Origin of the sequence: Streptomyces sp. NPDC001093, assembly GCF_040298985.1 — a bacterium.
Classification (GTDB): Bacteria; Actinomycetota; Actinomycetes; order Streptomycetales; family Streptomycetaceae; genus Streptomyces.
Genome location: NZ_JBEPBF010000017.1, coordinates 81,548 through 103,809, shown reverse-complemented (window position 1 = coordinate 103,809; position 22,262 = coordinate 81,548). Strand labels below are relative to the sequence as shown.

The 22,262-nt window shown below is 70.7% G+C and carries 19 protein-coding genes and 1 pseudogene; 12 read left to right on the top strand and 8 right to left on the bottom strand.

Annotated elements, in window-relative coordinates; all coding sequences use genetic code 11:
• Positions 1-128 precede the first annotated feature (128 nt).
• Genes ABT288_RS11690 through ABT288_RS11670 form a run of 5 tightly spaced genes read left to right on the top strand, consistent with a single transcriptional unit; the run spans position 129 to position 4,641 of the window.
• The gene (locus tag ABT288_RS11690; protein WP_351605397.1) at positions 129-1,013 is read left to right on the top strand and encodes an STAS domain-containing protein; all 885 of its coding nucleotides are present in this window, start codon (positions 129-131) and stop codon (positions 1,011-1,013) included.
• Complete coding sequence (locus ABT288_RS11685) at positions 1,010-1,423, top strand: STAS domain-containing protein (RefSeq protein WP_351605394.1); 414 nt, start codon at positions 1,010-1,012, stop codon at positions 1,421-1,423. Before ABT288_RS11690 ends, ABT288_RS11685 begins: the two co-directional genes overlap by 4 nt.
• The gene (locus tag ABT288_RS11680) at positions 1,423-1,866 is read left to right on the top strand and encodes an anti-sigma regulatory factor (RefSeq protein WP_351605392.1); all 444 of its coding nucleotides are present in this window, start codon (positions 1,423-1,425) and stop codon (positions 1,864-1,866) included. Before ABT288_RS11685 ends, ABT288_RS11680 begins: the two co-directional genes overlap by 1 nt.
• Entirely contained in the window at positions 1,866-2,924 is a 1,059-nt protein-coding gene (locus tag ABT288_RS11675; RefSeq protein ID WP_351605389.1) for a SpoIIE family protein phosphatase, read from the top strand. The genes ABT288_RS11680 and ABT288_RS11675 overlap by 1 nt, the downstream gene beginning before the upstream one ends.
• Positions 2,911-4,641, top strand: coding sequence for a PP2C family protein-serine/threonine phosphatase (locus tag ABT288_RS11670; protein ID WP_351605386.1), 1,731 nt, complete (start codon positions 2,911-2,913; stop codon positions 4,639-4,641). The genes ABT288_RS11675 and ABT288_RS11670 overlap by 14 nt, the downstream gene beginning before the upstream one ends.
• A 337-nt stretch (positions 4,642-4,978) precedes the next feature.
• Here ABT288_RS11670 and ABT288_RS11665 read toward each other — a convergent pair whose 3' ends face one another.
• Entirely contained in the window at positions 4,979-5,488 is a 510-nt protein-coding gene (locus ABT288_RS11665; protein ID WP_351605384.1) for a MarR family winged helix-turn-helix transcriptional regulator, read from the bottom strand.
• A 467-nt stretch (positions 5,489-5,955) separates the two neighbouring features.
• Between ABT288_RS11665 and ABT288_RS11660 the strand changes: the two are divergent.
• A pseudogene (locus ABT288_RS11660) lies at positions 5,956-6,123 on the top strand (FMN-binding glutamate synthase family protein); the annotation flags it as partial.
• A 285-nt stretch (positions 6,124-6,408) separates the two neighbouring features.
• Complete coding sequence (locus ABT288_RS11655; protein WP_351605381.1) at positions 6,409-7,254, top strand: RNA polymerase sigma factor SigF; 846 nt, start codon at positions 6,409-6,411, stop codon at positions 7,252-7,254.
• Positions 7,255-7,484: 230 nt separating this feature from the next.
• Here ABT288_RS11655 and ABT288_RS11650 read toward each other — a convergent pair whose 3' ends face one another.
• The 4 genes from ABT288_RS11650 to ABT288_RS11635 form a co-directional block, all read right to left on the bottom strand.
• Entirely contained in the window at positions 7,485-7,925 is a 441-nt protein-coding gene (locus ABT288_RS11650) for a PRC-barrel domain-containing protein (RefSeq protein WP_351605378.1), read from the bottom strand.
• Positions 7,922-8,527 (bottom strand): PRC-barrel domain-containing protein, encoded by a 606-nt coding sequence (locus ABT288_RS11645; RefSeq protein WP_351605376.1) that lies wholly within the window; start codon positions 8,525-8,527, stop codon positions 7,922-7,924. The genes ABT288_RS11650 and ABT288_RS11645 overlap by 4 nt, the downstream gene beginning before the upstream one ends.
• On the bottom strand, positions 8,524-8,676 hold the full coding sequence (locus ABT288_RS11640; RefSeq protein ID WP_351605434.1) for a hypothetical protein: 153 nt from the start codon (positions 8,674-8,676) through the stop codon (positions 8,524-8,526). The genes ABT288_RS11645 and ABT288_RS11640 overlap by 4 nt, the downstream gene beginning before the upstream one ends.
• Before the next feature lie 196 nt (positions 8,677-8,872).
• Complete coding sequence (locus ABT288_RS11635) at positions 8,873-9,088, bottom strand: CorA family divalent cation transporter (RefSeq protein WP_351605373.1); 216 nt, start codon at positions 9,086-9,088, stop codon at positions 8,873-8,875.
• Between the two features lie 688 nt (positions 9,089-9,776).
• Here ABT288_RS11635 and ABT288_RS11630 point away from each other — a divergent pair.
• The 3 genes from ABT288_RS11630 to ABT288_RS11620 all read left to right on the top strand — a co-directional run bounded on the left by ABT288_RS11630 (position 9,777) and on the right by ABT288_RS11620 (position 13,595).
• A complete protein-coding gene (locus ABT288_RS11630) occupies positions 9,777-11,324 on the top strand; it encodes an SDR family oxidoreductase (RefSeq protein ID WP_502972740.1) in 1,548 nt (515 codons plus the stop codon).
• 73 nt (positions 11,325-11,397) lie between these two features.
• Entirely contained in the window at positions 11,398-12,774 is a 1,377-nt protein-coding gene (locus tag ABT288_RS11625; protein WP_351605371.1) for a cryptochrome/photolyase family protein, read from the top strand.
• 209 nt (positions 12,775-12,983) lie between these two features.
• The gene (locus ABT288_RS11620; protein WP_351605368.1) at positions 12,984-13,595 is read left to right on the top strand and encodes a sulfocyanin-like copper-binding protein; all 612 of its coding nucleotides are present in this window, start codon (positions 12,984-12,986) and stop codon (positions 13,593-13,595) included.
• Positions 13,596-13,991: 396 nt separating this feature from the next.
• Here ABT288_RS11620 and ABT288_RS11615 read toward each other — a convergent pair whose 3' ends face one another.
• Together ABT288_RS11615 and ABT288_RS11610 are read right to left on the bottom strand one after the other, a co-directional pair.
• Positions 13,992-15,431 (bottom strand): multicopper oxidase family protein, encoded by a 1,440-nt coding sequence (locus ABT288_RS11615; RefSeq protein ID WP_351605366.1) that lies wholly within the window; start codon positions 15,429-15,431, stop codon positions 13,992-13,994.
• 155 nt (positions 15,432-15,586) lie between these two features.
• On the bottom strand, positions 15,587-16,864 hold the full coding sequence (locus ABT288_RS11610) for a vanadium-dependent haloperoxidase (RefSeq protein WP_351605364.1): 1,278 nt from the start codon (positions 16,862-16,864) through the stop codon (positions 15,587-15,589).
• Between the two features lie 681 nt (positions 16,865-17,545).
• On the opposite strand from ABT288_RS11610, the gene ABT288_RS11605 reads away from it, so the two are divergent.
• Positions 17,546-18,787, top strand: coding sequence for an APC family permease (locus ABT288_RS11605; protein WP_351605361.1), 1,242 nt, complete (start codon positions 17,546-17,548; stop codon positions 18,785-18,787).
• An 87-nt stretch (positions 18,788-18,874) separates the two neighbouring features.
• Here the strand turns inward: ABT288_RS11605 and ABT288_RS11600 are convergent, their stop codons facing one another.
• Complete coding sequence (locus ABT288_RS11600) at positions 18,875-20,083, bottom strand: FAD-dependent oxidoreductase (protein ID WP_351605358.1); 1,209 nt, start codon at positions 20,081-20,083, stop codon at positions 18,875-18,877.
• Between the two features lie 1,042 nt (positions 20,084-21,125).
• On the opposite strand from ABT288_RS11600, the gene ABT288_RS11595 reads away from it, so the two are divergent.
• Positions 21,126-22,214: a lysylphosphatidylglycerol synthase transmembrane domain-containing protein gene (locus ABT288_RS11595; protein WP_351605356.1), complete on the top strand. Its 1,089-nt coding sequence runs from the start codon at positions 21,126-21,128 to the stop codon at positions 22,212-22,214.
• Positions 22,215-22,262: the final 48 nt, after the last annotated feature.

Here is a 22,262-nt window from a genome sequence, read left to right as displayed (position 1 = left end):
CCGGCCGGGCACTTTGATGTGTGCCGATCCCGTGTTGTTCGCACCAGACCGTCGACGCTAACGTTTGCCATGAGGCAATAATCCAGTCTCAGGCGTGGTCGATCGACGGCCCTGTACAGGAGGAGGCGATGAAGGTGTCGGAGCAGGAGGCGGTCGAGTCGACGGCGCGCCGGCTGGGGATTTTCCTGAAGCGCCGCCGAGAGCAGATCGCTCAGCGCTGGGCCGATGCGCCGCTCTTCCGGACGGTGTTCACCGTATCGCGCGAAGAAGCGGTGGATGCGTGCAAGGCAGTGGTGGACGCGCTGTCCGACGTAGCCTTGTCCGGACGCCTGGAGGACATCACCTCGTCCGGTTTCGACGGCGTGCGCGACCAGTTGGGACGCATGTCCGGTAGTCAGACCCGGGCGGGATGGAGTCCGGCCCGGATCGCGGACGAGGTGGCCGCCCTGCGGGCCCCGGCGGCCGAGTTGCTGCGGGGCGAGTACTCCGACCCCTCAACGCCCGAGGCGGCCGAGGGCCTGCTGGCGTTGACGGCCCTGATGGGCACCCTGCGGCTGGTGGTGATGCAGACGGCGCTGAGTTCGGGCGAGGAGCTCATCGCACGGCAGCGGCAGCAGCTGCTCGAAGTGGCCACGCCGGTCATCAGCCTGTGGGAGGGCGTCGTCGCCGTACCGCTGATCGGCACGCTGGACAGCGCTCGCAGTCAGGTCGTCATGGAGTCCCTGCTGGAGGGCATCGTGGACCAGCGGGCCCGCTACGCCATCCTGGACATCACCGGTGTGCCCACGGTCGACTCGCTCGTCGCGCAGCACCTGATGAAGACGGTGGCCGCGGCGCGGCTGATGGGCGCCGAGTGCATCGTCTCCGGCATCCGGCCGGCCATCGCACAGACCATCGTGCAACTTGGCATCGATCTCAGTTCCGTTCTCACCCGCGCCTCACTCGCCGACGCCCTCGCCTACGCCCTCAGCCGGCTGGGCATCGAGGTCTCTCCCCGTGCGAGCATGCGGTGACCGCTCCGTTCCCGGGCCACGCGACCGTAGTGCCGGTCCTGGCGCTGGGGGACACCCTGCTGGTCAGCCTTCAGGGTGAGCTGCACGACGGCATGGCCGAGCAACTCCAGCAGGACATCAGTCACCGAATCGCCGGCAGCGGGGCGACTGGCGTGATCATCGACATCTCCGGTGTGGAGGTCGTCGACTCCTTCCTTGGCCGGATCCTCGCCGAGATCGCGGTCAGCGCCAGTCTGCTGGCGGCCCGCACGGTCGTCGCCGGCATGCGGCCGGCCGTGGCGATCACCTTGGTCGAGCTGGGCCTCACCCTGCCCGGACTGACCACCGCGCTCGACGTCGACCGCGCCCTGGAAATCCTTGCTGGAACGTCCACGCCGGGCGCCTCGGACACACGCGAGAGGGCGACGTGATGCCGGCTTCCGACCCCGCCGTCGAGACAAGCCTGCCGATCCGCTCGGACGCGGACCTCGCGTGGGTGCGCCAGCACGTACGCCAGAGCGCGGCCGACCTCGGCTTCGGACTGGTGCAGCAGACGAAGCTGGTCACGGCCGCAAGCGAACTGGCCCGCAACACCCTGGTCCACGGCGGCGGCGGACACGTGGAGATCACGCCACTGAACCGAGGCGTGAGCCGGGGGCTGCGGCTGACCTTCGCCGACAGCGGTCCGGGCATCCGCGACGTCGGGCTTGCCATGACCGACGGGTACACCAGTGGCGGCGGCCTGGGGCTCGGGCTCAGCGGTGCCAAGCGCCTCGTCGACGAGTTCGAGATCGACACCGAGCCGGGCCGGGGCACGACTGTCACGGTCATCGCCTGGACCACAGGCGTACCCGCGGCACGGCCGGGGGCGTGATGGGACGCGTCTGGGACATTCCGGTGCACGACTCCACCCGCGTACGGGACGTCCGGGTGGCGGTCGAGGCGGCCAGCGCCCAGGCCCGTCTCGACCCGCACCGCACCGCGGTCGCGGCCCTGGTCGCCACTGAACTGGCCACCAACCTGGTCAAGCACGCCAGCGGCGGTCGGGTCCTGATCGACCTCGTCGACCGGCCTGGAGCCACCCGCGCCCCCGCCGTGCAGGTGGCAGCCATCGACTACGGCCCGGGCATCCCCGACATCACCGCGGCCCTGCGCGACGGGTACTCGACCAGCGAGGCGTCACTCGGCGCCGGCCTGGGTACGTGCATGCGCATAGCCAGCGATTTCGACCTGTACAGCACCTCCCGTGGCACCGTCGCGGTCGCCCGCTTCGACCAGGAGCCGGCAACGCGTCGGGAAGGGAACCGGCAGGGCCCGAGAGCGGGAGGGATCAACGTCCCCCTCGGCCACGCCGAGCACTCGGGAGACGCCTGGAGCTGCGCCCGCGCGGGCAGCCGCCTCACCCTGATCCTCGCCGACGGCCTCGGCCACGGCGCGCACGCGGCGCACGCGTCCAGTGCCGCCGCCGACGAGCTGCACCGCTCGGCCCACCTGCCACCGGAGGAGATCCTGCGCCACATGCACCCGGCCCTTCGGGCCACCCGCGGCGCGGCAGTCGCGGTGGCACAAGTCGACACGGACACCGGAGAACTGGCCTTCGCCGGCGTCGGCAACATCGGAGCCCGCCTGCACGCCGGCGACTCATGGGACCACCTGGTCTCCCACCCGGGCATCGTCGGCGCCCAGTTCCCGGCGTCCGTGCCCGTACGCCGCCGGCCCTGGCGGCCCGGTGACCTGCTCGTCCTGCACAGCGACGGTCTGCCCAGCCGATGGATACCGCCGAACGATCTCGGCCTCCTCGCCCATGAACCGGCAGTGGTCGCGGCGACCATCCTGCGTGATGCCAGCAGTGCCGCCAACCCAGTGCGCGACGACACCAGCGTGGCCGTCCTGGCCTCCGACCCCGTGGACCGACGCCATGATCCCGCCTGACATCCGGAAGATCACCACACCCACCGAGGCCGCCCGAGCTCGGAGCTTCGCGGCACACCTCACGGCCTCCCTGGGCGCGCCCGATATCGGACGGGCGCGCTTCCTCACCGCCCTCACCGCACAGTTGCGGAAGTCTCTCGGCCAAGGCGGCGCCGAACTCACCCTCACCGTCCGGCAATCAGCCCCGGACAAGCCCGTACGCGTACAGGCTGCCGTACAACCGGCCACGCCGTCCCCGGGACAGGCCTCGCCGTGGCGCCTGGCCCTCTCTTGCCCCGGTCCCCTGACACAGGACCCGCCTTGCCCGGCGCACCCCGACGCCACCGCGACCGCGTCCGCCGAAGCCCTGCTGGCAGCGGACGAGGAGACCGCGGCGGTTCTGCAGAAGCTGGACGAGTCGGAGAAGCTGCTCCAGCTCCACCGTGAGGAACTGCACCAGACCAACCAGGGCGTGCTGGCCCTGCACGCCGAACTGGACGCCGCCGCGCTGACCCAACAGGAACTGCTTGACGCGGAACGGGCCGCGCGCGGCGAGGCGGAGAAGGCACGACGCCTGCTGACCTTCCTCGCCAACGCCAGCGCGGTCGTCACCGCGTCGCTCGATCACCGGGACATCGTGCGCCGCCTGCCCGACCTCCTCGTTCCGGAGTACGCGAGTCAGGTCGACGTGTGGCTCTTCGACGAAGACGAGGAGACAGCCGGAAACGACCTCCACTCCGCCGCCGCGGTGGCCGCCGCCCGCACCGACCGCCCGCAGCACGCCGGACCGCACCCTGGCGACCTGCCCGGCATCGACGACCGCCCGCCCTCCGCCCTGTCGCCGGACCGGCCTCTGCTGTGCATCCCCCTCACCGTGCGGCGATCCCTGGGTGTCCTGACGCTCACGGCACCCGGCGACCGCTTCGACGCCGACACCAGCGTCATGCTGCTCGAACTGGCCCGCCGTGTGGCCATCGCCCTGGACAACGCCCTGCGCTACGAACAGCACCGGGACACCGCCGAGGAACTCCAGCGCGCCCAGCTCACCGACCTGCCCTCGGCGGACGGCCTGCACCTGGCCGCCCGGTACCTGCCCGCCACCCGCGGCCTCAACATCGGCGGTGACTGGTACGACGCCTTCTTCCAGCCCGACGGCAGCCTGCTGACCGTCATAGGAGACGTGACCGGGCACGGACTGCGCGCCGCCGTCATCATGGGCCAGCTGCGCACGGCACTGCGGGCGTACGCGATCGACGAGACCAGCCCCGCCCGGATCCTCACACGGCTGCACCGCATGCTGTGCCACCAGCAGCCCAACCTCTACGCCACTGCCACGATCGCGCGCTTCAGACCGGACGATCCCCAGGTGACGTGGGCCGCCGCCGGCCACCCGCCGGCCGTGGTCCGTGCTCCCGGCGGCGCCGTGCGCGTCCTGGACGACAGGCCCGGGGTCATGCTGGGCGTCCCGATCCCCTTCGAGTACGAGGACCGCACGACCGAGATCGAACCGGGCTCCACGCTGGTGCTCTACACCGACGGCCTGGTCGAGCGGCGTGCCCAAGGCATCGATGCCGGGATCGAGTTGCTCGCCCGGACCCTGGCAGCGTTGGACGAACCCGACCTCGAAGACCTCGACGCGAGCGCAGAGTCCCTCCTCAAACCCCTTGTCCATGAGTCGGAGCGCGACGACGACGTGTGCGTCCTTCTGTGCCGCACCGCTCCGCTCCGGAGCCCCTGACAGGAGACACGGACCGGCATGCGGCCGATGCCGGTCCCGGGATGACCCTGCACCGTTCCCGTCCGCGGAGGGCCCGACTCCGGGCCGCCCCGCTCCTGGCGATGGTCGAAGAGACCCCTGTCCGAGCAGTCTGCTCACATGAAGCCTGGCGGCCGCCTGGGAGCCGGCGCCCGCGGCCTCCGCTCGGCGACCGGGGACCTCGGCGGCGGGCGCCCACCGCGCCAGGTCCTGTGCGCGGCCCGCGGAGCCCGCCGCACGAGACCGCGACGGAATCAGCGGACCGGAGGTCTCGCAGGGCCGTCGGCAGGGCTGGTCCAGAATTCCTGGACCAGCCCCGTCACCGCTCGCCAGGCGCATCGTCCGGAGCGGGCGATACCTTTCTCTGAGCGGCGAGTAAAGCCTTCAGCCCCCGACGCAGGGCCGACCGCTCCGCCGGTTGCAAGGCCGTCAGCGCAGCCGTCAGTTCCTGGGCCCGGCGCGACGCCACGTCGTCCAGCACCCGTCGTCCCTGCGCGGTGAGGCTCAGCCGTACCTCACGGCGATTCCGCGGGTGCAGTGCGCGTTCCAGCATTCCCGCCGCTTCCAGCCGGTCACACAGCCGGCTGGCCGTGGGCAGCCCTATGTGCAGCCGCTCGGCCAGAGCGGTGAGGTTCAGCTCAGGTGCCGCCTCCAGCGTCCGCAGAGCGCGGAGCTGGTGCAGGGACAGGCGCAGGGGCGCTTCCTGAGCGGCCAGCAACCACAGGTTCGTGAGACTCTCCACGGCGTCCGCGATCTCCAGCGCGACGGCGTCCGGGCCAGCGCCCGGCCCCTCCACACGGTCATCGCCAGAGCCGTCGAGACGGGTCACGAACACATCGCTTTCACTGGGTATCGGACGCTGCTGAGGTCACCCTCATCAATTCGCTGTGTACCCGACGGCAGGGGCAGCAAGCCGTTTCCCGGCCGACCCCGACCGAAGTGGGCCGCCTGGGCGTCGCTTCATGGTAGGACCCATGGCTTTACGTCCTCGGAACCGGGGGCCCCCGGTCGTAAGCGGCCGGCGCGGACATCCGGCTGCTGTGGTTAGAGAGACAGTAGGCGACGGACGGAGCGGCGGCGCCCTCAGGGCCAGGGGCGGATCCAGACTTCAGAGCGCATGGCGACCGCCATCCGGGCAATGCGCCGGGTGTGACACGCGTTGGAGTCGTCGTACTGACTCTGGTGACCGCTCTGTCGGCTTCGGCCGCGGCGGTTGGATCTCGCCCTCCTGGTGGTTCGCGGCGCTCCCGCTCGCCTTCGTGCGGGCGGTGGGTGTCCGGTGCAGCGTCGACATTCGGTGGTGCGGCGGCAGGGGGTTTCGCGCAGGACACCGGTGAGGGCGGCCTGTCGGAGTTCCACCTGCGTCCGGGCGGCGAGCTCGTGTGGGAGATAGGCACCGGGTACTTCGGCTGCCGCACGCAGGACGCCGGTTTCGACGCGGCCGAGTTCTCCGGCAAGGCCGCGGACCTGCGTCCTCACATGCTCCGTCGACGCGTCGACCCCTTCACCGAGCGCTCGTACGAGGAGATGTCGGAGTGGCTGGAACCGGGGCAGTTGCTCGCCGAACCACCACCTTCGTGGGCGACCGACTGGAAGGCCGCCGATCCGGACCGTTTCACCGTCTGACGTGGACGACTGCCGTGGCCCGTACTGACGGAGGTTCGAGGAGTGCTGATCGGCGGCTGGGGTAGGCGGGTGCTGCCGGACGATGTGCCGGCGAGGACGAGACCCAACGACCGGGAGGGGCGCATGACGCCGACGACGATCACACGGACTGCCGAGCAGACGGTGGACGTTCCGGAGATCGCGGACCCGTCCAAGGTCGCGCCGAAGAACGCGCGGGAGCTGTCGAAACTGTTCTTCGGTCAGTTGGCCGTGCTGGAGGAGGGCACGCCCGAGTACAGCTACGCGCGCAACACGCTGATCGAGATGAACATGTCCCTCGTCCGCTACGCGGCCGGCCGGTTCCGCAGCCGGGGGCCGGAGGAGATGGAGGACATCGTCCAGGTCGGCATGATCGGGCTGATCAAGGCGATCGACCGGTTCGAGCTGTCCCGGGAAGTGGAGTTCACCTCTTTCGCCGTCCCGTACATCGTGGGGGAGATCAAGCGGTTCTTCCGTGACACCTCCTGGGCCGTGCACGTGCCGCGACGGCTCCAGGAAGCCCGCTCCCAACTGGCTCGGGCCAACGAGGAGCTGCGCACCCGACTGGGGCGGACGCCGACGAACAAAGAGCTCTCTGAGCTGATGAGCCTTCCGGAGGACGAGGTCGTCGAGGCTCAACTGGCCGCCAACGGCTACAAGTCGGCCTCCTTGGACGCGGCGATCAACAGCAGCGAGGACGGCGAGGCCGCGCTGGCGAACTTCATCGGCGACGAGGACGAGGCCCTGCAACTGGTCGAGGACTTCCATGCCCTCGTACCGCTGATCGCGGAACTCGACGAACGCGACCGCAAGATCATCCACTGGCGCTTCGTCGAGGAACAGACCCAGGCACAGATCGGCGAACGCCTCGGCATCTCCCAGATGCACGTCTCCCGTCTGATCAAGCGGCTCCTGGCACGCCTGCGCGAAGGCATGCTCAGCACGGAATAACGGCCGGGACCGGCCGGACAGGCGGTCCACACCGACACCTCGTTCCCGCCGGATCTCCGAGAGCCTGCTGGCAAAGCCGTCGATCAGGAGTGGCGATCGACGGCTTTGCACACCCTTGGCCCTCGACGTCTTCCCCGGCCTGCCGGGCGTGGCCGGGTGGGCTACTCGGCCAGTGCCTTGGCCTTCCGGCAGGCCGGGCTCGCCATTGTCCGGCGCAGCGATGGCCCCGGTCACTCCTGCCGGACGGGCTCGTCACACACCACCACGGCGTAGGAGCCGAGACCGATGAGACGGTCTCCGGAGATGTCGCCAAGCGCCGTGTACAGCGTCAGTACGGCTCCGGTCGTGTCGTCGAAGGCGATGTCCTTTACCGTGCCGTGCGTGGCGCCGTGTTCCGTCAGGACGCGGTGCCCGAGGGCCTCTTGATGGTCGGGGAGCGCGCGCCGACTCGGGTCGGCGGCGGCACGGGAACGAACGATCACGGCATCCCGTCCCATCCCTTCGACCGCGTCCCAGACGATGACCCGGGCGTGTCCGGATGCACCGGACAGCCGCAGGCAAGCGATGTCCCCGGTGCGGACGTCGATGGTCAGGCTCTCCACCCGTCCCAGGGACTCGGCTTCTTCGGCGGTGATCACGGGAAGGCCCTTGGCCTGTGTGAAGAGCATCATGGTCGGCCCCCTTCCGCGCTGACGGTCGGGTCGGTGTACGGCTGCGCCGTGTGCGCGCGGAACGCCTCGACCTGGGCGCCGAAGCTGGGCAGGTCGTCGGCGATGAAGCGGCGGGCGTGCGCCGGGACGACCAGGGCCCGCCCGGAGACGGCCAGTGTCTCGCCGCGCGGGACGAACGCCTTCCGTTTGCGGTGGTCCGGATTCTCGTTGCTGGCCATCTCGAAGCCGATGACTCGTCCGCTCGTGCCGGTCTCTATCACGACGTCCAGCACTGTGCCCATCGCGGTTCCGTGATCCGTGAGAACAGGTGCGCCGATGACCTGGCCGCGGTCGGCTTCGCCGGCGCCCACGACCACGTCCGACTCCTCCACGACGGCCTCGCTGGGGATCATCACGGCGGACGGTCCGATGGCGTGCACCCCGGAAAACGGCAGGCTCTTCTTGAGCGGGCCGGCGAGCAGACCGCGCCCGCTCAAGGTGAAGCCGCTGATCCGGCCCGCCCGCGCGTCGAACACGGTGTCCCGGACTTGGGCGACGGCGTCGCCGCTCAGCGTCACGACCACCCGCTTGGTCAGTTCCGACGCGAGAATGAGGGTGATCACCGCGGTCCCTCCCGGCGGGGATAGCGGGCCGAGCGCACCGCGATCACCGTTCCCCCGCGGCGTTTGGCCTGGACTGCCAGCGTCGCCGCTGTGAGCAGACCCGCCAGCGCGATCAGGAGGACCATCAAGCCCCACCACTGCATCGCCACGACCTCCTCGGTGCCGTCATCGCCGGGCCGCCCCCGGTCCGGCCTGTCCCTTCGCTATCCGGTTGCCCCTGGTTCGGGCAGGGCACGCCATCGGTGCGCCGGGTGGCGGAAGTCGGCGGGGCGGGTAAGGCGCCGGAACGGGCAGGGCCCTCGCTGCGGCAAGAGCTCAGATCCAGTCCTTGCGCTTGAAGGAGGCTCAGTAGAGCAGCACGGACGCGATGACTATGACACCGGTGGAAGTGAGGAATCCTGCATGGCTGTTGACGCCCGGATACGGGACGTTCTGGCCGTAGAAACCGGTGACGGCCGTGGGTACGGCCACAATCGAGGCCCAACTGGTCACCTTCTTCATGATCAGGTTCATGCGGTTGCCCTGAACCGTCAGGTTGGTCTCCATGATGGATGTGACCATGCCGCAGAGATTCGGTCCACCCGGTGGCCCTGAGGACGTGGTCGTACACGTCCTGGTAGTAGGGCAGAAACGATGTGGTGAACGGCAGGCGGGGGAGGTGCCGCACCGCCGGTACACCATCCAGCGGCGGGCGGGTGCGCCCCGCGGACCGTTTGGCCAGGGTGTTCACGGTGGCCGAGGCCACGGCTGGCGACGCGACGGCGCGGACGGCGGCCTGCCACCGCGTCCGCCCGCCGAACGTGGCCATACCGGTCGCGACACCGAACCACAGAGCCCGTGGTCGGCGCTGCGCCTCAGCCGGGGCACCACCTGTTCCGCGCGCGGCCAGTGACGCGCGGCGATCTCCTCGCAGACGCGCCGGTCGGCACGGCCAGCAGTGCCCGGACCGGGCCGTGGGAGGAGCCGGCCCCACGCCAGGCGGCGGGCTGCGGCGTGAGCGGGGTGCGCAGCGCGCGTGCGGCGTACTGAGGTCGGACGCCATGTGATCAGCGTGCCGGCCGGGTGCGGCGTGATGCATGGGCCGGTCCGGTCGTGCAGGGCGGTCCTTTCCCCGGTGGCGCTGATGGCTGCGGACGTCACCCGATCACCGTGCGCACGAGGCGCATCCGGCCGGGCGGCCAGCACTGTAGAAGTTCAGGAGAGCGCGATGCGGTGCACCGGCGCACGAGCGAGTACAGGGACGGTACCCGTGGCGGACGAGGCGACCAGGACGACGACCGGGGACGGGGCGACGGCTCACGAGGCGCCGACCTGTCTGGTTACCGGCGCGAGCGGCTATATCGGCGGTCGGCTCGTGCCTGAGCTGCTGGACGCCGGGTACCGGGTACGCTGCCTGGCGCGCACGCCGCGCAAGCTGCGCGACCATCCGTGGGCCGCCCGGGCGGAGGTCGTCCAGGGCGACGTCCTCGACGCCGCGTCGGTGGCACGGGCGATGGACGGCGTGGACGTGGCCTACTACCTGGTGCACGCGCTCGGCACCGGCCGCGACTTCGAACAGACCGACCGTGAAGCGGCCCGCGTCTTCGGCGAGCAGGCCCGCCGGGCCGGCGTCCGCCGCCTCGTCTACCTCGGCGGGCTGACCCCCGAAGGGGTCGCCGAGTCGCATCTCTCCCCCCACCTGCGTTCCCGCGCCGAGGTGGGCCGCATCCTGCTCGACTCGGGTGTGCCGACCGCCGTCCTGCGCGCCGCCGTCATCATCGGTTCCGGCTCGGCCAGTTTCGAGATGCTGCGCTATCTCACCGAGCGGCTGCCGATGATGGTCACCCCGCGCTGGGTGTACACCCGTATCCAGCCCATCGCTGTGCGGGACGTCCTGCGCGTCCTGGTGGGCTGCTCCCGTCTGCCCGCCGACGTCAGCCGCGCCTTTGACATTGGCGGCCCGGAGGTGCTCACCTACCGGGAGATGATCCAGCGGTACGCCGCCGTCGCAGGGCTGCCCCGGCGGCTCATCGTGCCCGTGCCCGTGCTGACACCTGGTCTGTCGAGTCAGTGGGTCGGCCTGGTGACCCCGGTGCCTGCCTCGATCGCCCGCCCGCTCACGGAGTCCCTGCGCCACGAAGTGGTCTGCCGGGAGCGGGACATCGACCGGTACCTGCCCAGTCCGCCCGGCCATCCGCTCGGGTTCGACCAGGCAGTGGCCCTTGCGTTGCAGCGCGTTCGGGAGGCCCAGGTCGCCACGCGCTGGTCCTCGGCTTCCGTGCCGGGCACCCCCAGCGACCCGCTGCCGACCGACCCGGACTGGGCAGGCGGCAGCCTGTACGCCGACATCCGCGAACGCGAGACGGATGTGGCGCCGGAGGCGCTGTGGCAGGTCATCGAGGGCATCGGCGGTGAGAACGGCTGGTACTCCTTTCCACTGGCCTGGGTCGTGCGCGGCTGGCTCGACCGCCTTGTCGGCGGCGTCGGCCTGCGCCGGGGCCGACGGGACGCCCGGCGGCTGCGGGTGGGCGACTCGCTGGACTTCTGGCGGGTGGAGGAGATCGAGTACGGCCGGCTGCTGCGGCTGCGCGCCGAGATGCGGCTGCCGGGTCTGGCCTGGCTGGAGATGCGCGTGGACGGCAGCGGCGGCGGATCTGTCCGATACCGGCAGCGGGCGCTGTTCCACCCCCGTGGACTGCTGGGTCACCTGTACTGGTGGAGCGTCTCGCCCTTCCACGCGGTCGTCTTCGGAGGCATGGCCCGTAACATCGTCCGCGCCGCCGCCCGTGCCCAGCACGATCATGCCCCGCACAGATGAGCCCCTCACGGCCGGCCGCGCCGCTTCCGGGAGCGCCGCGCCGCCGGAGGACAGTGGAGAGAAATTGAAGCCCATGCGCGTCTCGGTCGTCCTGTTCACCTCCGACCTGCGCCTGCACGACCACCCGCCGCTGCACGCGGCGCTGAAGTCCGCCGACGCGGTCGTCCCGCTCTTCGTGCGCGACCTGGCCGTCGAAGCTGCCGGGTTCGCCACGCCGAACCGCAGCGCCTTCCTGGCCGACTGCCTGGCCGACCTGGACGCCTCCCTGCGTGAGCGCGGCGGACGCCTCGTGGTGCGCTCCGGCGACCTAGTGGAGGAGGTGTGCCGTACGGTGCGGGAGGCGGACGCCGACGAGGTGTACATGGCGGCGGCGCACAGCGCCTTCGCCACCCGGCGGGAGCACCGGCTCCGGCGGGCCCTGGAGTCCGGCGGCCGCCGTCTGTTCGTCCAGGACGCGGTCACCGTGGCCGTGCCGCCCGGCGAGGTGACCCCCTCCTTGTCGGACCACTTCGCCGTCTTCACTCCGTACTACCGGCAGTGGGCACAGGCCCGCCTGCGCACGGCTGTGGCCGCCCCGCGCCACGTGCACGTGCCCGACCAGGTGAAGGGCGAGCCGGTGCCCGCCCGCAGCGAGGTCACCGGGGTCTCGCCCGCCCTGCAGCCCGGCGGAGAGACCGAGGGCCGCAAGCGGGTGACCGCCTACTGGCGGCACGGCCTGGACGCCTACGACGACACCCGGGATGACCTGGCCGCAGACGCCACCTCCCGGCTCTCCGCGCATCTGCATTTCGGTACCCTTTCCCCAGTAGAACTGGTGCACCGGGCCCGTCGCCGCGGCGGACGGGGCGCCGAGGCGCTGGTTCGGCAGCTCGCCTGGCGCGACTTCCACCGTCAGGTGCTCGCCGCCCGCCCGGGCGCCGCCCGTGCCGACTACCGCACCAAAGGCGACCGTTGGCGCACCGAGCGCACGGCGAAGGCCGACATCGAGGCGTGGCGGGAAGGCCGTACCGGCTACCCGGTGATCGACGCCGCGATGCGGCAACTGCGCCACGAGGGCTGGATGCACAACCGGGCCCGCCTGCTGACCGCGAGCTTCCTGACCAAGACGCTCTACGTCGACTGGCGCATCGGCGCCGCCCACTTCCTGCACTGGCTGGTCGACGGTGACATCGCCAACAACCAGCTCAACTGGCAGTGGGTGGCTGGTACCGGGACCGACACCCGGCCCAACCGGGTCCTCAACCCCGTCGTCCAGGCCAAGCGGTACGACCCCGACGGCACCTACGTCCACCGCTGGGTGCCCGAACTGAGGAATATCGACGCGCCCGCAGTGCACGAGCCGTGGAAGCTGTCCGGAGCGGACCGCGCCGCGCTCGACTACCCCGACCCGATCGTGGACCTGTCCGAGGGCCTGGACAGGTTCCGCCGGGCCCGCCACCGGCAGGAGTGACCATGGTGGGCCGTCCTGATCGTTGGCCTCGTCGCACTCGTGCGCTACCTCGCCGGTGCCCGTCATCAGCAGCCGGGCTCGCCCCCACCGCCTGGCGCTGGCGACTGGCAGGAGCGACGGGCCGAGAGCCTCCTCGCCGAGCGGTTTGCGCGCGGGGAGATCGACGAGGACGACTACAAACGCCGACTCGCGCTGCTTCGGGAGCACCGATGAATCCGCATAGCCGCCGAGAGGTCTGGGCGGCGATCGCCATCGCCGCGGCGGCCCTGGTGCTGGGTGTCGCCACGACAAGTCTGATGGCTGCGTCCGGCGCCTTTCACAGGGCGGGACCGGCGTCCTGGCGAGCGCAGGGCGCGCGATGCGCCGCGCCGGCCGCGACAGGCAGTGCGGTCGACGTGACCGTGTGGGATACGGGACGCATGATGCGGGGCCCGAACTGGCCCGCACCGAACAACGGCCACCCAGGTTGGTACGGCATGAGCATGATGCGTCTGGTAGCCCACCCCTCGACCGTTCCGGCAGGAAAGGTCACAGTGCGCGTCATCAATGCGGGGACCCTCACGCACGAGGCGATCGTGTTGCCGCTGCCGGCGGGGCAGGCCGCAGGACAACGTGCCATCGGCTCCGACGGCCGGGTATCGGAAGCCGGCAGCCTTGGCGAGGCGTCCCGCACCTGTGGCAGTGGCGCTGGAGACGGCATCGCCTCTGGTGCGGCTGCCTGGACCACGGTCACGCTGCGACCGGGTCGCTATGAGTTGCTGTGCAATGTCCCGGGTCACTACGCGGCCGGGATGTACACGGAACTGGACGTCGCTCGGTGAGTGGCCCTTACCAGCGGTAGGGGTCTGCCGTAGAGGGTTCCCGATCGTCGCCGGATTCAGCGGGAAGCCGCTGTCCCGGTCCGGTCGGCAGCAGGGTGACGCGGGCCGGTAACGGCGGCCAAAGCGGCGGCTTCTTACTGCCCGGCGACACCTTGGTGGTGCCAGCCGGGTCGTCGTGCGCTCCGCCGCGTCGCTCTCCCCGGAGTGCGCATCCACCGCCTTCGGGCTGGGGCGGACCGTGCGGAAGTACTGCTGGACCGTTACGGGTACGCCAAGGTGGTCCTGCTCCGACGGTTCATGCCGGTCGTGCACGCCGTCCTCGATCCGGTGGCCGGAGCACTCGGCGTGCCGGTGCGCACCTTGACTCTCTGGCTGGTGGCCAGCGGCCAGGCATGGTCAGGAGCAGCGCAGCAGGATCATGAAGCCGTAGTCCATGTGGAGCTGCTGGTGGCAGTGGAACAGGGACAGTCCCGGCTGGTCGGCGGTGAAGTCAAGGGCAACGGTCTGGTAGCCGCCGAGCATGACGACGTCCTTGCGCAGGCCGCGGGTGGGGGTGCCGGCGATGTGGGTGACCTCGAAGGTGTGGCGGTGCAGGTGGACGGGGTGGATGTCGTCGGAGGCGTTGCGCAGCCGCATCCGGTACCGCTTGCCGCGCTCGACGTCCAGGACCGGCCTGTCGGTGTCCAGTGAGAAGGGGACGCCGTTGAGGGGCCAGATGTTGAATCCCCTCTCGGCGGCGTTGCGCTTCTCCACCAGCAGGTCGATCGTGTGGTCGGGTCGCTGATTCGTGGAGCCGGGGTCGGCGAAAGTGCGGTAGTCCCAAGTGAATGAGGGTGGCGCGTTCCATCGCGGAGTGCCGCTGCGGCCGGCGTACTCCACGACCGTGCCCATGCCGGCGTTCCGGTCGTCGTCCGACGTGTCTCCGAGCACCCAGACACCCGGGTGGTTCATTTCCACGACGGCCGAGACGCGTTCGGCGGTGCCGATCCACAGCACTGGTACGTCGGCCTGGCGGGGTACCGGGTTGCCGTCGAGCGCGACGACCTTGAAGGTGTGGCCGGGCAGGGCGAGGCTGCGGATCTCGGTGGCGCTGGCGTTGAGGACGTGGAACAGCACGCGCTGTCCGGTCCTGACCCTGACCGGAGTGCCGTGGCCGAGTTTGCGGCCGTTGACGGCGAAGGCGCGGTAGCCGACCTCGTAACCGCGCGGCATGCCCCGGGCCAGGGAGTCGGCCATGGCCTGCTCGCCCTTGCGTTTCAGCGCGGGCACCGGGGAACCGGCCAGGAAGGTCTGCGGGATGTCCCCGCCGTGGCTGAGGGAGGGCTGGAACTCCTTCAGCGTCAGGAACACCTCCTGGTCGTAGGCGCCGGGGTCGGCCTTCGGCTCGATGTGGACGGGGCCGGCCTGTCCGGAGTACGTGCCCCGGGTCAGGTCACCGAGCGCTGCCACATGGGTGTGGTAGAAGCGGAAACCGGCCGGTCCGGGGGTGAACGACAGGCGCCGCATCCCGTGGGCGGGGATGTACGGAGTGCCCTCCTCGGCGGCCCCGTCGACGTCGGCGGGAACCCGCTGGCCGTGCCAGTGCAGCAGTTCGGGGGTGCCGGTGTCGTTGTGCACGTCGACCACGACCGGGCGGCCTTCGGTGAACCGCAGCAGCGGCCCCGGGAACTGGCCGTTGTACGTCGTGTTCGACACGATCGTGCCCGGCGCGAGCTCGACTTGACCGGTCGCGATCCGCAGGGTGTAGTCCGCCTTCTCCGGAGGAACGCCGGTACCGACTCCGGCCAGCGCGGACACGCCACACAGCCTGAGGACGTCACGACGAGAGATGGCCACGGCTGCGCTCCCTTCTCCGCGTCCCGCCCTGACTGATTCGGACCGGACAGGAGTTCCCATGTGCAGCGTGGCCCTGCCAACGGTGCCGGGGCTCCCGCTGCCGCCGGCCTCCGGCCGCCGCCGTGCTGCGCATCGATGTCGCCCGGTGCGGACGGTCAGAGGTGACCTGCCACGAAGTCGGCCACCTGGAAGCCGAGTTGTCGGCCCGCGCGGTTGTCGATCGAAGTGTGCTGGCCGGACCAGATCCGGCTGAGCCACGCTTCGGTGGCCGCGTCCTGGAAGCCGGCATAGGTTCGGGTGGTGCCTTTCGACGTCACCGCGAGACGATGCCGCGCGCCGTAGAGCCTGGTGAGCGTCGTTGCCGCCGCTTGGCTGAGGGCGGCGTGGGCGCTGGGATACGACGGGTCCGGGGCGGTCGTCACCAAGGGGGTCCAGTGGGGATCGCCGACGATGTGCGGGTTGTAGTGCGTACCGCCGAGCCGTATGGCGCTGACGGGCCGCCATACGCGGTAGGCGTACTTGGCGTCGTACAGCGCGATCGTGGTGTCGGCGAGGGAGAGGTCGAGCCGGGCGAAGACCTTCACCGCCCGGTCCAGGCTCGCGTTCTGGGAAGTGACGAGGTTCTGCGCGATCTCATTCCAGACGTTCCAGACGGGCGCCGCCGCCCAGAACTTCGCGGCTGCCGTCTGATCGGGGGCGCGGGTGCTACTGGACTTGCTCCCCAGGTTCTTGACCTCGTTCAGGGCGGTGGCGTATTCGGCGCTGCTCACGGCCGGTGGCGGTGCCGGGCGGAACTGGCGTCCGCTCGTCAGCACGAACGGCTTGACCGAGCCCCAGTTGGTGAACACCGGTGTCGGGGAGTCCGGAGGGGCGGGCCGGTAGTCACCGGCCTTGTCGCCGGGACGAAAGCGAGGCGGCTTCGCCGAGGACCCGTCGTGGGACCGCAGGCTGATCAGCCGGCGGGCGACCGTGGCTCCCACCGTCATACCCGCCTGCTTGTCCGGGCCGTCCGGAACCGCGGACAGCTGGCTGCTCAGCCGCTGGTCCACGCCTGCGCGTTCGGCCGGGTACGGGGCGACCAGCACATCGTGGGCTGCCTGGTCCGCCGCGGCATCGGGACGAGCGCCTCGCGGTGCCGGAACCGAGAACACGTAGGCGGGGCCGGACCGGGTGATCGACACCACCGCGTCGTACTCGGCAGCCTGAAGGAGCGCGAGGCTGCGCGTGGGCTGGACGGTGGCCGGCTGCGCCTTCGGATCGCCCAGGATGGTGATGAGCTCGCGGTTCCATTCCACGACCGAGGTCCCTGACCTCGTGGCCGCGGTGGCCGGGGCCTGCGAGTGAGCGGCGCCGGACCCGAAAGCGGGGCTGGTGAGTCCGGCTGCCGGCGCGATTCCGGCCAGCATGACGAGTGTCTTCTGCTCTCCACCCATGCTCTGCGGCTCCTTGTCGCCGGCGGCAGGTGTGGCGACCGTTGCCGTACACGTCACCCGTCTGGGTTACGGCCGACCACATGGTCAGCGGACACCACGGATCGAACGGCGAGTCCGCAGTGCATTCACAAAGAAGCACTCCACGCATCCGCTCCGGAGCGGGACGGGGATTGCGAAGCCGGGTCTCGTCCGGTTGATACCCGGGCTGGACCGGTCGTTGCATAATCACGACCGGACCCACTGGGACACCGGCCATTAGGGCGGCACACGTCACCCACACCAACGTTTCGGAGAGCTGAACGGGCGCGCATGGTCCTGCAACCCGATCACCTCCTCACGTCATCAAGGTCGATCGCCAGCTACAGCCTGCCGGGACCCGATCCACGCCGCAACTCAGGCATCGCGGTCACAGACCCGGGTCGCATATGGCGGTAGCGCACGTGGAACTGCAGTAACACCGGCCGGGGACTGGAAGCGTAAAGCCGGCAGGCACATGCGGCCGCTGCCACGGTCAGCAGGAGCAGACAGGTCAGCAGCACCATGCCCGGCCGACTCGTGTCCGGCTAGGAGCACGACGCGCGCGACCTGCTGTTCATCCCCGACAGGTATCGTCTCGCGGTCCCGGATGTCGGCAGATGGTGGTGTGGAGTGAGTCAGGCGTCGCAGGGCGGTGGAACTGCTGTGCTGGAGCGGAGGCTGGGCGTCTTCGATGCCGTCGTCATCGGGCTGGGCTCGATGATCGGTGCGGGGGTCTTCGCCGCCCTGGCGCCGGCCGCGCGGGCGGCGGGCTCGGGACTGCTCGTGGGGCTGGCCGTCGCCGCCGTGGTGGCCTACTGCAACGCCACGTCATCGGCCAGGCTGGCGGCACGTTACCCGCAGTCCGGTGGGACGTACGTGTACGGCCGTGAGCGGCTGGGCGAGTTCTGGGGCTACCTCGCCGGATGGGGCTTCGTGGTCGGCAAGACCGCCTCGTGCGCGGCGATGGCACTCACCGTGGGGTCATATGTGTGGCCGGCCCAGGCGCACGCCGTCGCGGTGGCTGCCGTGGTGGCGCTGACCGCCGTCAACTACGTGGGTGTGCAGAAGGCCGCGTGGCTGACGCGGGCGATCGTCGCCGTGGTCCTGACCGTGCTGGCAGCCGTGGTGGTGGCCTGCCTGACCTCCAGGACTGCACAGACCGGGCGGCTGGACATCGGATCGGACGCCTCCGTCACCGGGGCGTTGCAGGCGGCTGGGCTTCTGTTCTTCGCCTTCGCCGGGTACGCGCGGATCGCGACCCTGGGCGAAGAGGTGAAGCACCCGGCCCGCACGATCCCTCGGGCCATTCCCCTGGCCCTGGGGATCACGCTGATCGTGTACGCGGCGGTCGCCGTGTCCGTGCTGGCCGTCCTCGGCCCGGACGGGTTGGCGCGGGAGAGCGCGCCGCTGGCCGAGGCAGTACGGCGGGCCGGGGTGCCGGGGCTGGTCCCGGTGGTTCGGGTTGGGGCGGCGGTGGCGGCACTTGGGTCGTTGCTCGCGCTGATCCTGGGTGTCTCGCGGACCACGCTGGCCATGTCCCGGGACCGTCACCTGCCTCATGCTCTGTCCGCCGTGCATCCACGGTTCAAGGTGCCCCATCGAGCGGAGTTGCTGGTGGGCGCCGTGGTGGTGGTCCTGGCCGCCACCACGGACGTGCGCGGCGCGATCGGCTTCTCGTCCTTCGGCGTGCTCGCCTACTACGCCGTGGCGAACGCCTCCGCCTGGACCCTGACCCAGGAGGAGAACCAGCCGCCGCGCGTCATCCCCACGGTCGGGCTGGCCGGCTGCCTGGTCCTGGCCTTCACCCTGCCCGCGACATCGGTGGCGTGGGGAGCGGCGGTGCTCGCCCTCGGAGCGGCGGCCTACGGCGCACGTCGGCGCCTCACGGCACGACAGGCATCGTGACGCCCGGCTCGTGAACGCTGGTTGTGCGAGGGGTTCCGCCTTTCGCTGACCCGACGGTACGGCGTGTCTCGCTCTCGGCGCCGTCGATCAGCCGGGAACGGAGAGCCGGGAGGCGTGCCGGGTGATGCGCCTGGCGACGAACTCCGTCCCTGCTACGAACCGCATCATTGGGCCGAACATCGGGGCGGCGAGCGAACCGGTGAAGTACAGGCCCGGCACTGACGACTCGAGCGATGCGGACAACTGGGGTGCCTTCGAGCCGCGGACGCAGGCCAGGGTGGCGCGCACCGCGGGCGCCAGGAACGGGACCGCGTCCAGGTCGAGGCGATAGCCAGTGGCCGCGAGAACGTGATCCACGGTGAGCGTCGTCTCCGCCCCGCCCTGCCCGGAGAGTTCCAGGCGTACTCCGGTACCCTCCGCTTCCGCCCGGGTGACGCGGGTGGACGTACGGACCGGCACCATGTTCTCGACCCGGTCCCGCAGCCACCATCCGCCCGACGGTCCCAACGCGCGGCGGAAGAGCAGCATGCGCGCGGCCGCGGGAAACCTGCGTACTCCTCCCGGGGCTTTGCAGACGGCGGCCAGGACCCATCCCGTACCCAGGGGCGAAGCCGGCCTGGCCACCCGCTGTGTCCAGGGCCGGGCCAGATCCGGCTTCGTCCCCCACAGCACGCGCGGTCCCCGCACCAGCACCTGTACCTCGGCGCCGGCCTCGTGCAGCAACGCGGCGCTCTCCAGGGCGGACTGGCCACCGCCGACCACGGCGACGCGCTGACCGGCATAAGGAGACAGGTCGGTGTGGTGGCTGGTGTGCGAGACCAGGGCAGCCGGACCAGGTCCCTCGGGGGCGAGAGCCCGCAGTTCCTCGGGGATCTCGGCGAGCCCGTTCAGGCCGGTCGCCACCACGACGGCGGCGGCCGGCAGTTCCTGTCCGTCATCCAGCCGGACGAGGAACCCTCGACCTGCCGGGGCCCGTTCGACGGTCACGACCCGGCCCGGGTCCACCTCGCCGACGTACCGCTTCTGGAACCACATCCCGTACCGCACGAACACGTCGCACGGGATCGGCGTCAGCTCGGTCAGCTCCGGCTCACCGTGCATCCGGCGGAAGTCCGCGAGGCGCCCACCGGGCTCCGGTGCGGAGAGGTCGGTCGCGTCCGGAGTCGATTTCAAGAACATGCCCGTGGCCATGGCGTGCCGCCAACTGCCCATCACCTCACCGAAGATGCGGACCGGTACCCCGGCCGCCCGAAGATGCGCGGCCACCGACAGACCGTACGGACCCGCCCCGACCACGACGACAGGAAGCCCCGCACGGCCAGTGAACCCCTGCTCGTGGGCAGGACGTTGTCCCGGCAGCGACTGTGTCACGCGTCCCCCTGCTGATCCCGACACCGCCTTCCCCAAGGCAGCGCGTACTCCGGAATGGCGCGCCGCCGCACCGCCGCCGCGCCCGTCCCCCTCCGCCGCTCAGTGTGACGTATCGGCCGGTATCGGTCGACGATATCGACCACATTGACCCAGAGGCGGGCGATTGGCAGAACCGCGCTCCTTCACCACGCACAGCATCAGTGCGAGTTCGGACTTACCTGCCCCGCACAGCAGGTAGGCGCAGGTTGTCTTCACGGGAGGAGTCACACGCGATGCTGGAGACGCATGGCCAGGCCGGGCACTGGTTGACGGCGCGGCGGGCGCCGTGCTCCTGCCACGGGGCCTGGCGACTTCGGGAATGAAGCCGGAGTCCCGGGCGCAGGTGGCGGATTGTGATCCACGACCGTGCCCAGTAGATGCGGAGAGCGGCGCGACCAGGCTCATCCGTGCGGCCATGGTGTCCAGATCCTGAGCCAGGCGGTCACCTGGAGATCGGAATGTCGGACCTCGAGACACCGGTGGGCCGGGGAGCCGGTGCCGGCCGACTGCGGCGAGGAAGCCGGCAGGAGAGCTTCGTGCGTGGATCAGCCGGTTCCGGCACGGCAACTTCTTCCATGGGTGCTCCACGCGGATTTCGTCGTTCTCGGCTTGGGCAGCGAACCGCGCACGGAATGGCTGTGACAGCGGACTGGATGTCTCCGACGGAGTGCTGTGCGCTCCCGTCTGCCACGCGATCGACCGCTGGGGCCGTCGGCACCGTATGGATGCGGTGGGGCGTGTTCGGCGCCTGGTGATCAGTGTGGCGATGTTGAGGACGCGTCTGTGATCCATCGGGTACGTCAGGGAAGAGCCCGGGGGACCGGGACCGCGGTGCCGGGTGACCGCGGCGAGGCGCGCTGTGCCGGCCCGAGTCGTCGCGTACCTTCGGCATCCGAACCCTCACGCTGCCTGGCGGGAGTGATGGCCGATGTCCGGGCGGCAGGAGCCCGAAGCGGTGGGCGGTGCCCGGTGGGCGGAGGGACGTCCCGCGCGACCAGGCCCGCTGTGGTGGTCGGTGGCCGTTCTCCTCGCGGCGGCCGTGGTCCTCATCGCAATCCTGCGGCGGCGTGAACTGGCGCAGGCCTACCACCTCATCGCGGGAGTGCATCCGCTACCGATGGCGGGCGCCGTGGTGTGCCAGGTGCTGTCGATCGTGTGTTTCGCCGCCATGTACCGCTGGCTGCTCGGGGCGGGCGGGACCTGCTGGAGCCTGCGGCGCACGACGGCGATCGTGGTGGCCGCCAACGCCGTCGCGGGTGCCTTGCCCGGAGGGGCGGCGTTCTCGGCCGCCTGGGTCTTCCGGCAACTGCGCCGCAGGGGCGTGGAGCAGGTACTCGCGGCCGCCGTGCTGGTGGTGGCCGGTGCGCTGGCGGTACTCGGTCTGGCCGTCCTGCTCGTCGCCGGCGTGGTCGCGGCGGGACCGGCGGGGCTGCGCACCGTTCTGCTTCCCGTGGCCGGTGCGCTGGTGCTCCTGGGGATCGCCTTGGCCGTCGTCGGGGCATCCCGCTTCTCGGGCTTCCGCCATGCGGCGGGACGAGTCTGGACGAGTGCCGGGACGCGCTCACGCCGCATCCAGCAAGGTCAGGAGGCACTCGCCCGGCTGGTCGCACAGGCCCGCGGTCTGCAACCCGGCCTGCGGCCCTGGCTTCGACCGTTCGCGTTCGCGCTGCTGAACTGGGTCTTCGACGTCGCTTGTCTGGCTGCCAGCCTGTGGGCGCTCGGCATCGGCGTGCCCTGGCACAGCCTGCTGCTCGCCTACGTCCTCACCCAGATCCCCGGCAGCCTGCGCCTGACCCCGGGCAGCCTCGGCATCGTGGAGACGAGCCTGTCCGCACTGCTCGTGCTGTACGGTCTCCGGCCCGGCCCGGCGATCGCCGCGACGCTCTTGTACCGCGCCGTCAGCTATTGGGCCCTGCAACCCGTCGGTTGGGCGTGCTGGCTCGCCATCACCCTCCATACCGGTACGTCGGGCTCCCCGCCACGCCACTCGGAACGACGCGGCAGCCCCGGCCCGTAGCCACCGGAGAACGAACTGCGAGTGGAGATCCTAATGGTGGCCGAGCCG

Coding starts and splice junctions, on each gene's coding strand:
- ABT288_RS11690 (WP_351605397.1), top strand. CDS start 129: ATGAAGGTGTCGGAGCAGGAGGCGGTCGAGTCGACGGCGCGCCGGCTG.
- ABT288_RS11680 (WP_351605392.1), top strand. CDS start 1,423: ATGCCGGCTTCCGACCCCGCCGTCGAGACAAGCCTGCCGATCCGCTCG.
- ABT288_RS11675 (WP_351605389.1), top strand. CDS start 1,866: ATGGGACGCGTCTGGGACATTCCGGTGCACGACTCCACCCGCGTACGG.
- ABT288_RS11670 (WP_351605386.1), top strand. CDS start 2,911: ATGATCCCGCCTGACATCCGGAAGATCACCACACCCACCGAGGCCGCC.
- ABT288_RS11655 (WP_351605381.1), top strand. CDS start 6,409: ATGACGCCGACGACGATCACACGGACTGCCGAGCAGACGGTGGACGTT.
- ABT288_RS11650 (WP_351605378.1), bottom strand. CDS start 7,925: ATGATGCTCTTCACACAGGCCAAGGGCCTTCCCGTGATCACCGCCGAA.
- ABT288_RS11635 (WP_351605373.1), bottom strand. CDS start 9,088: ATGGTCACATCCATCATGGAGACCAACCTGACGGTTCAGGGCAACCGC.
- ABT288_RS11625 (WP_351605371.1), top strand. CDS start 11,398: ATGCGCGTCTCGGTCGTCCTGTTCACCTCCGACCTGCGCCTGCACGAC.
- ABT288_RS11620 (WP_351605368.1), top strand. CDS start 12,984: ATGAATCCGCATAGCCGCCGAGAGGTCTGGGCGGCGATCGCCATCGCC.
- ABT288_RS11610 (WP_351605364.1), bottom strand. CDS start 16,864: ATGGGTGGAGAGCAGAAGACACTCGTCATGCTGGCCGGAATCGCGCCG.
- ABT288_RS11595 (WP_351605356.1), top strand. CDS start 21,126: ATGTCCGGGCGGCAGGAGCCCGAAGCGGTGGGCGGTGCCCGGTGGGCG.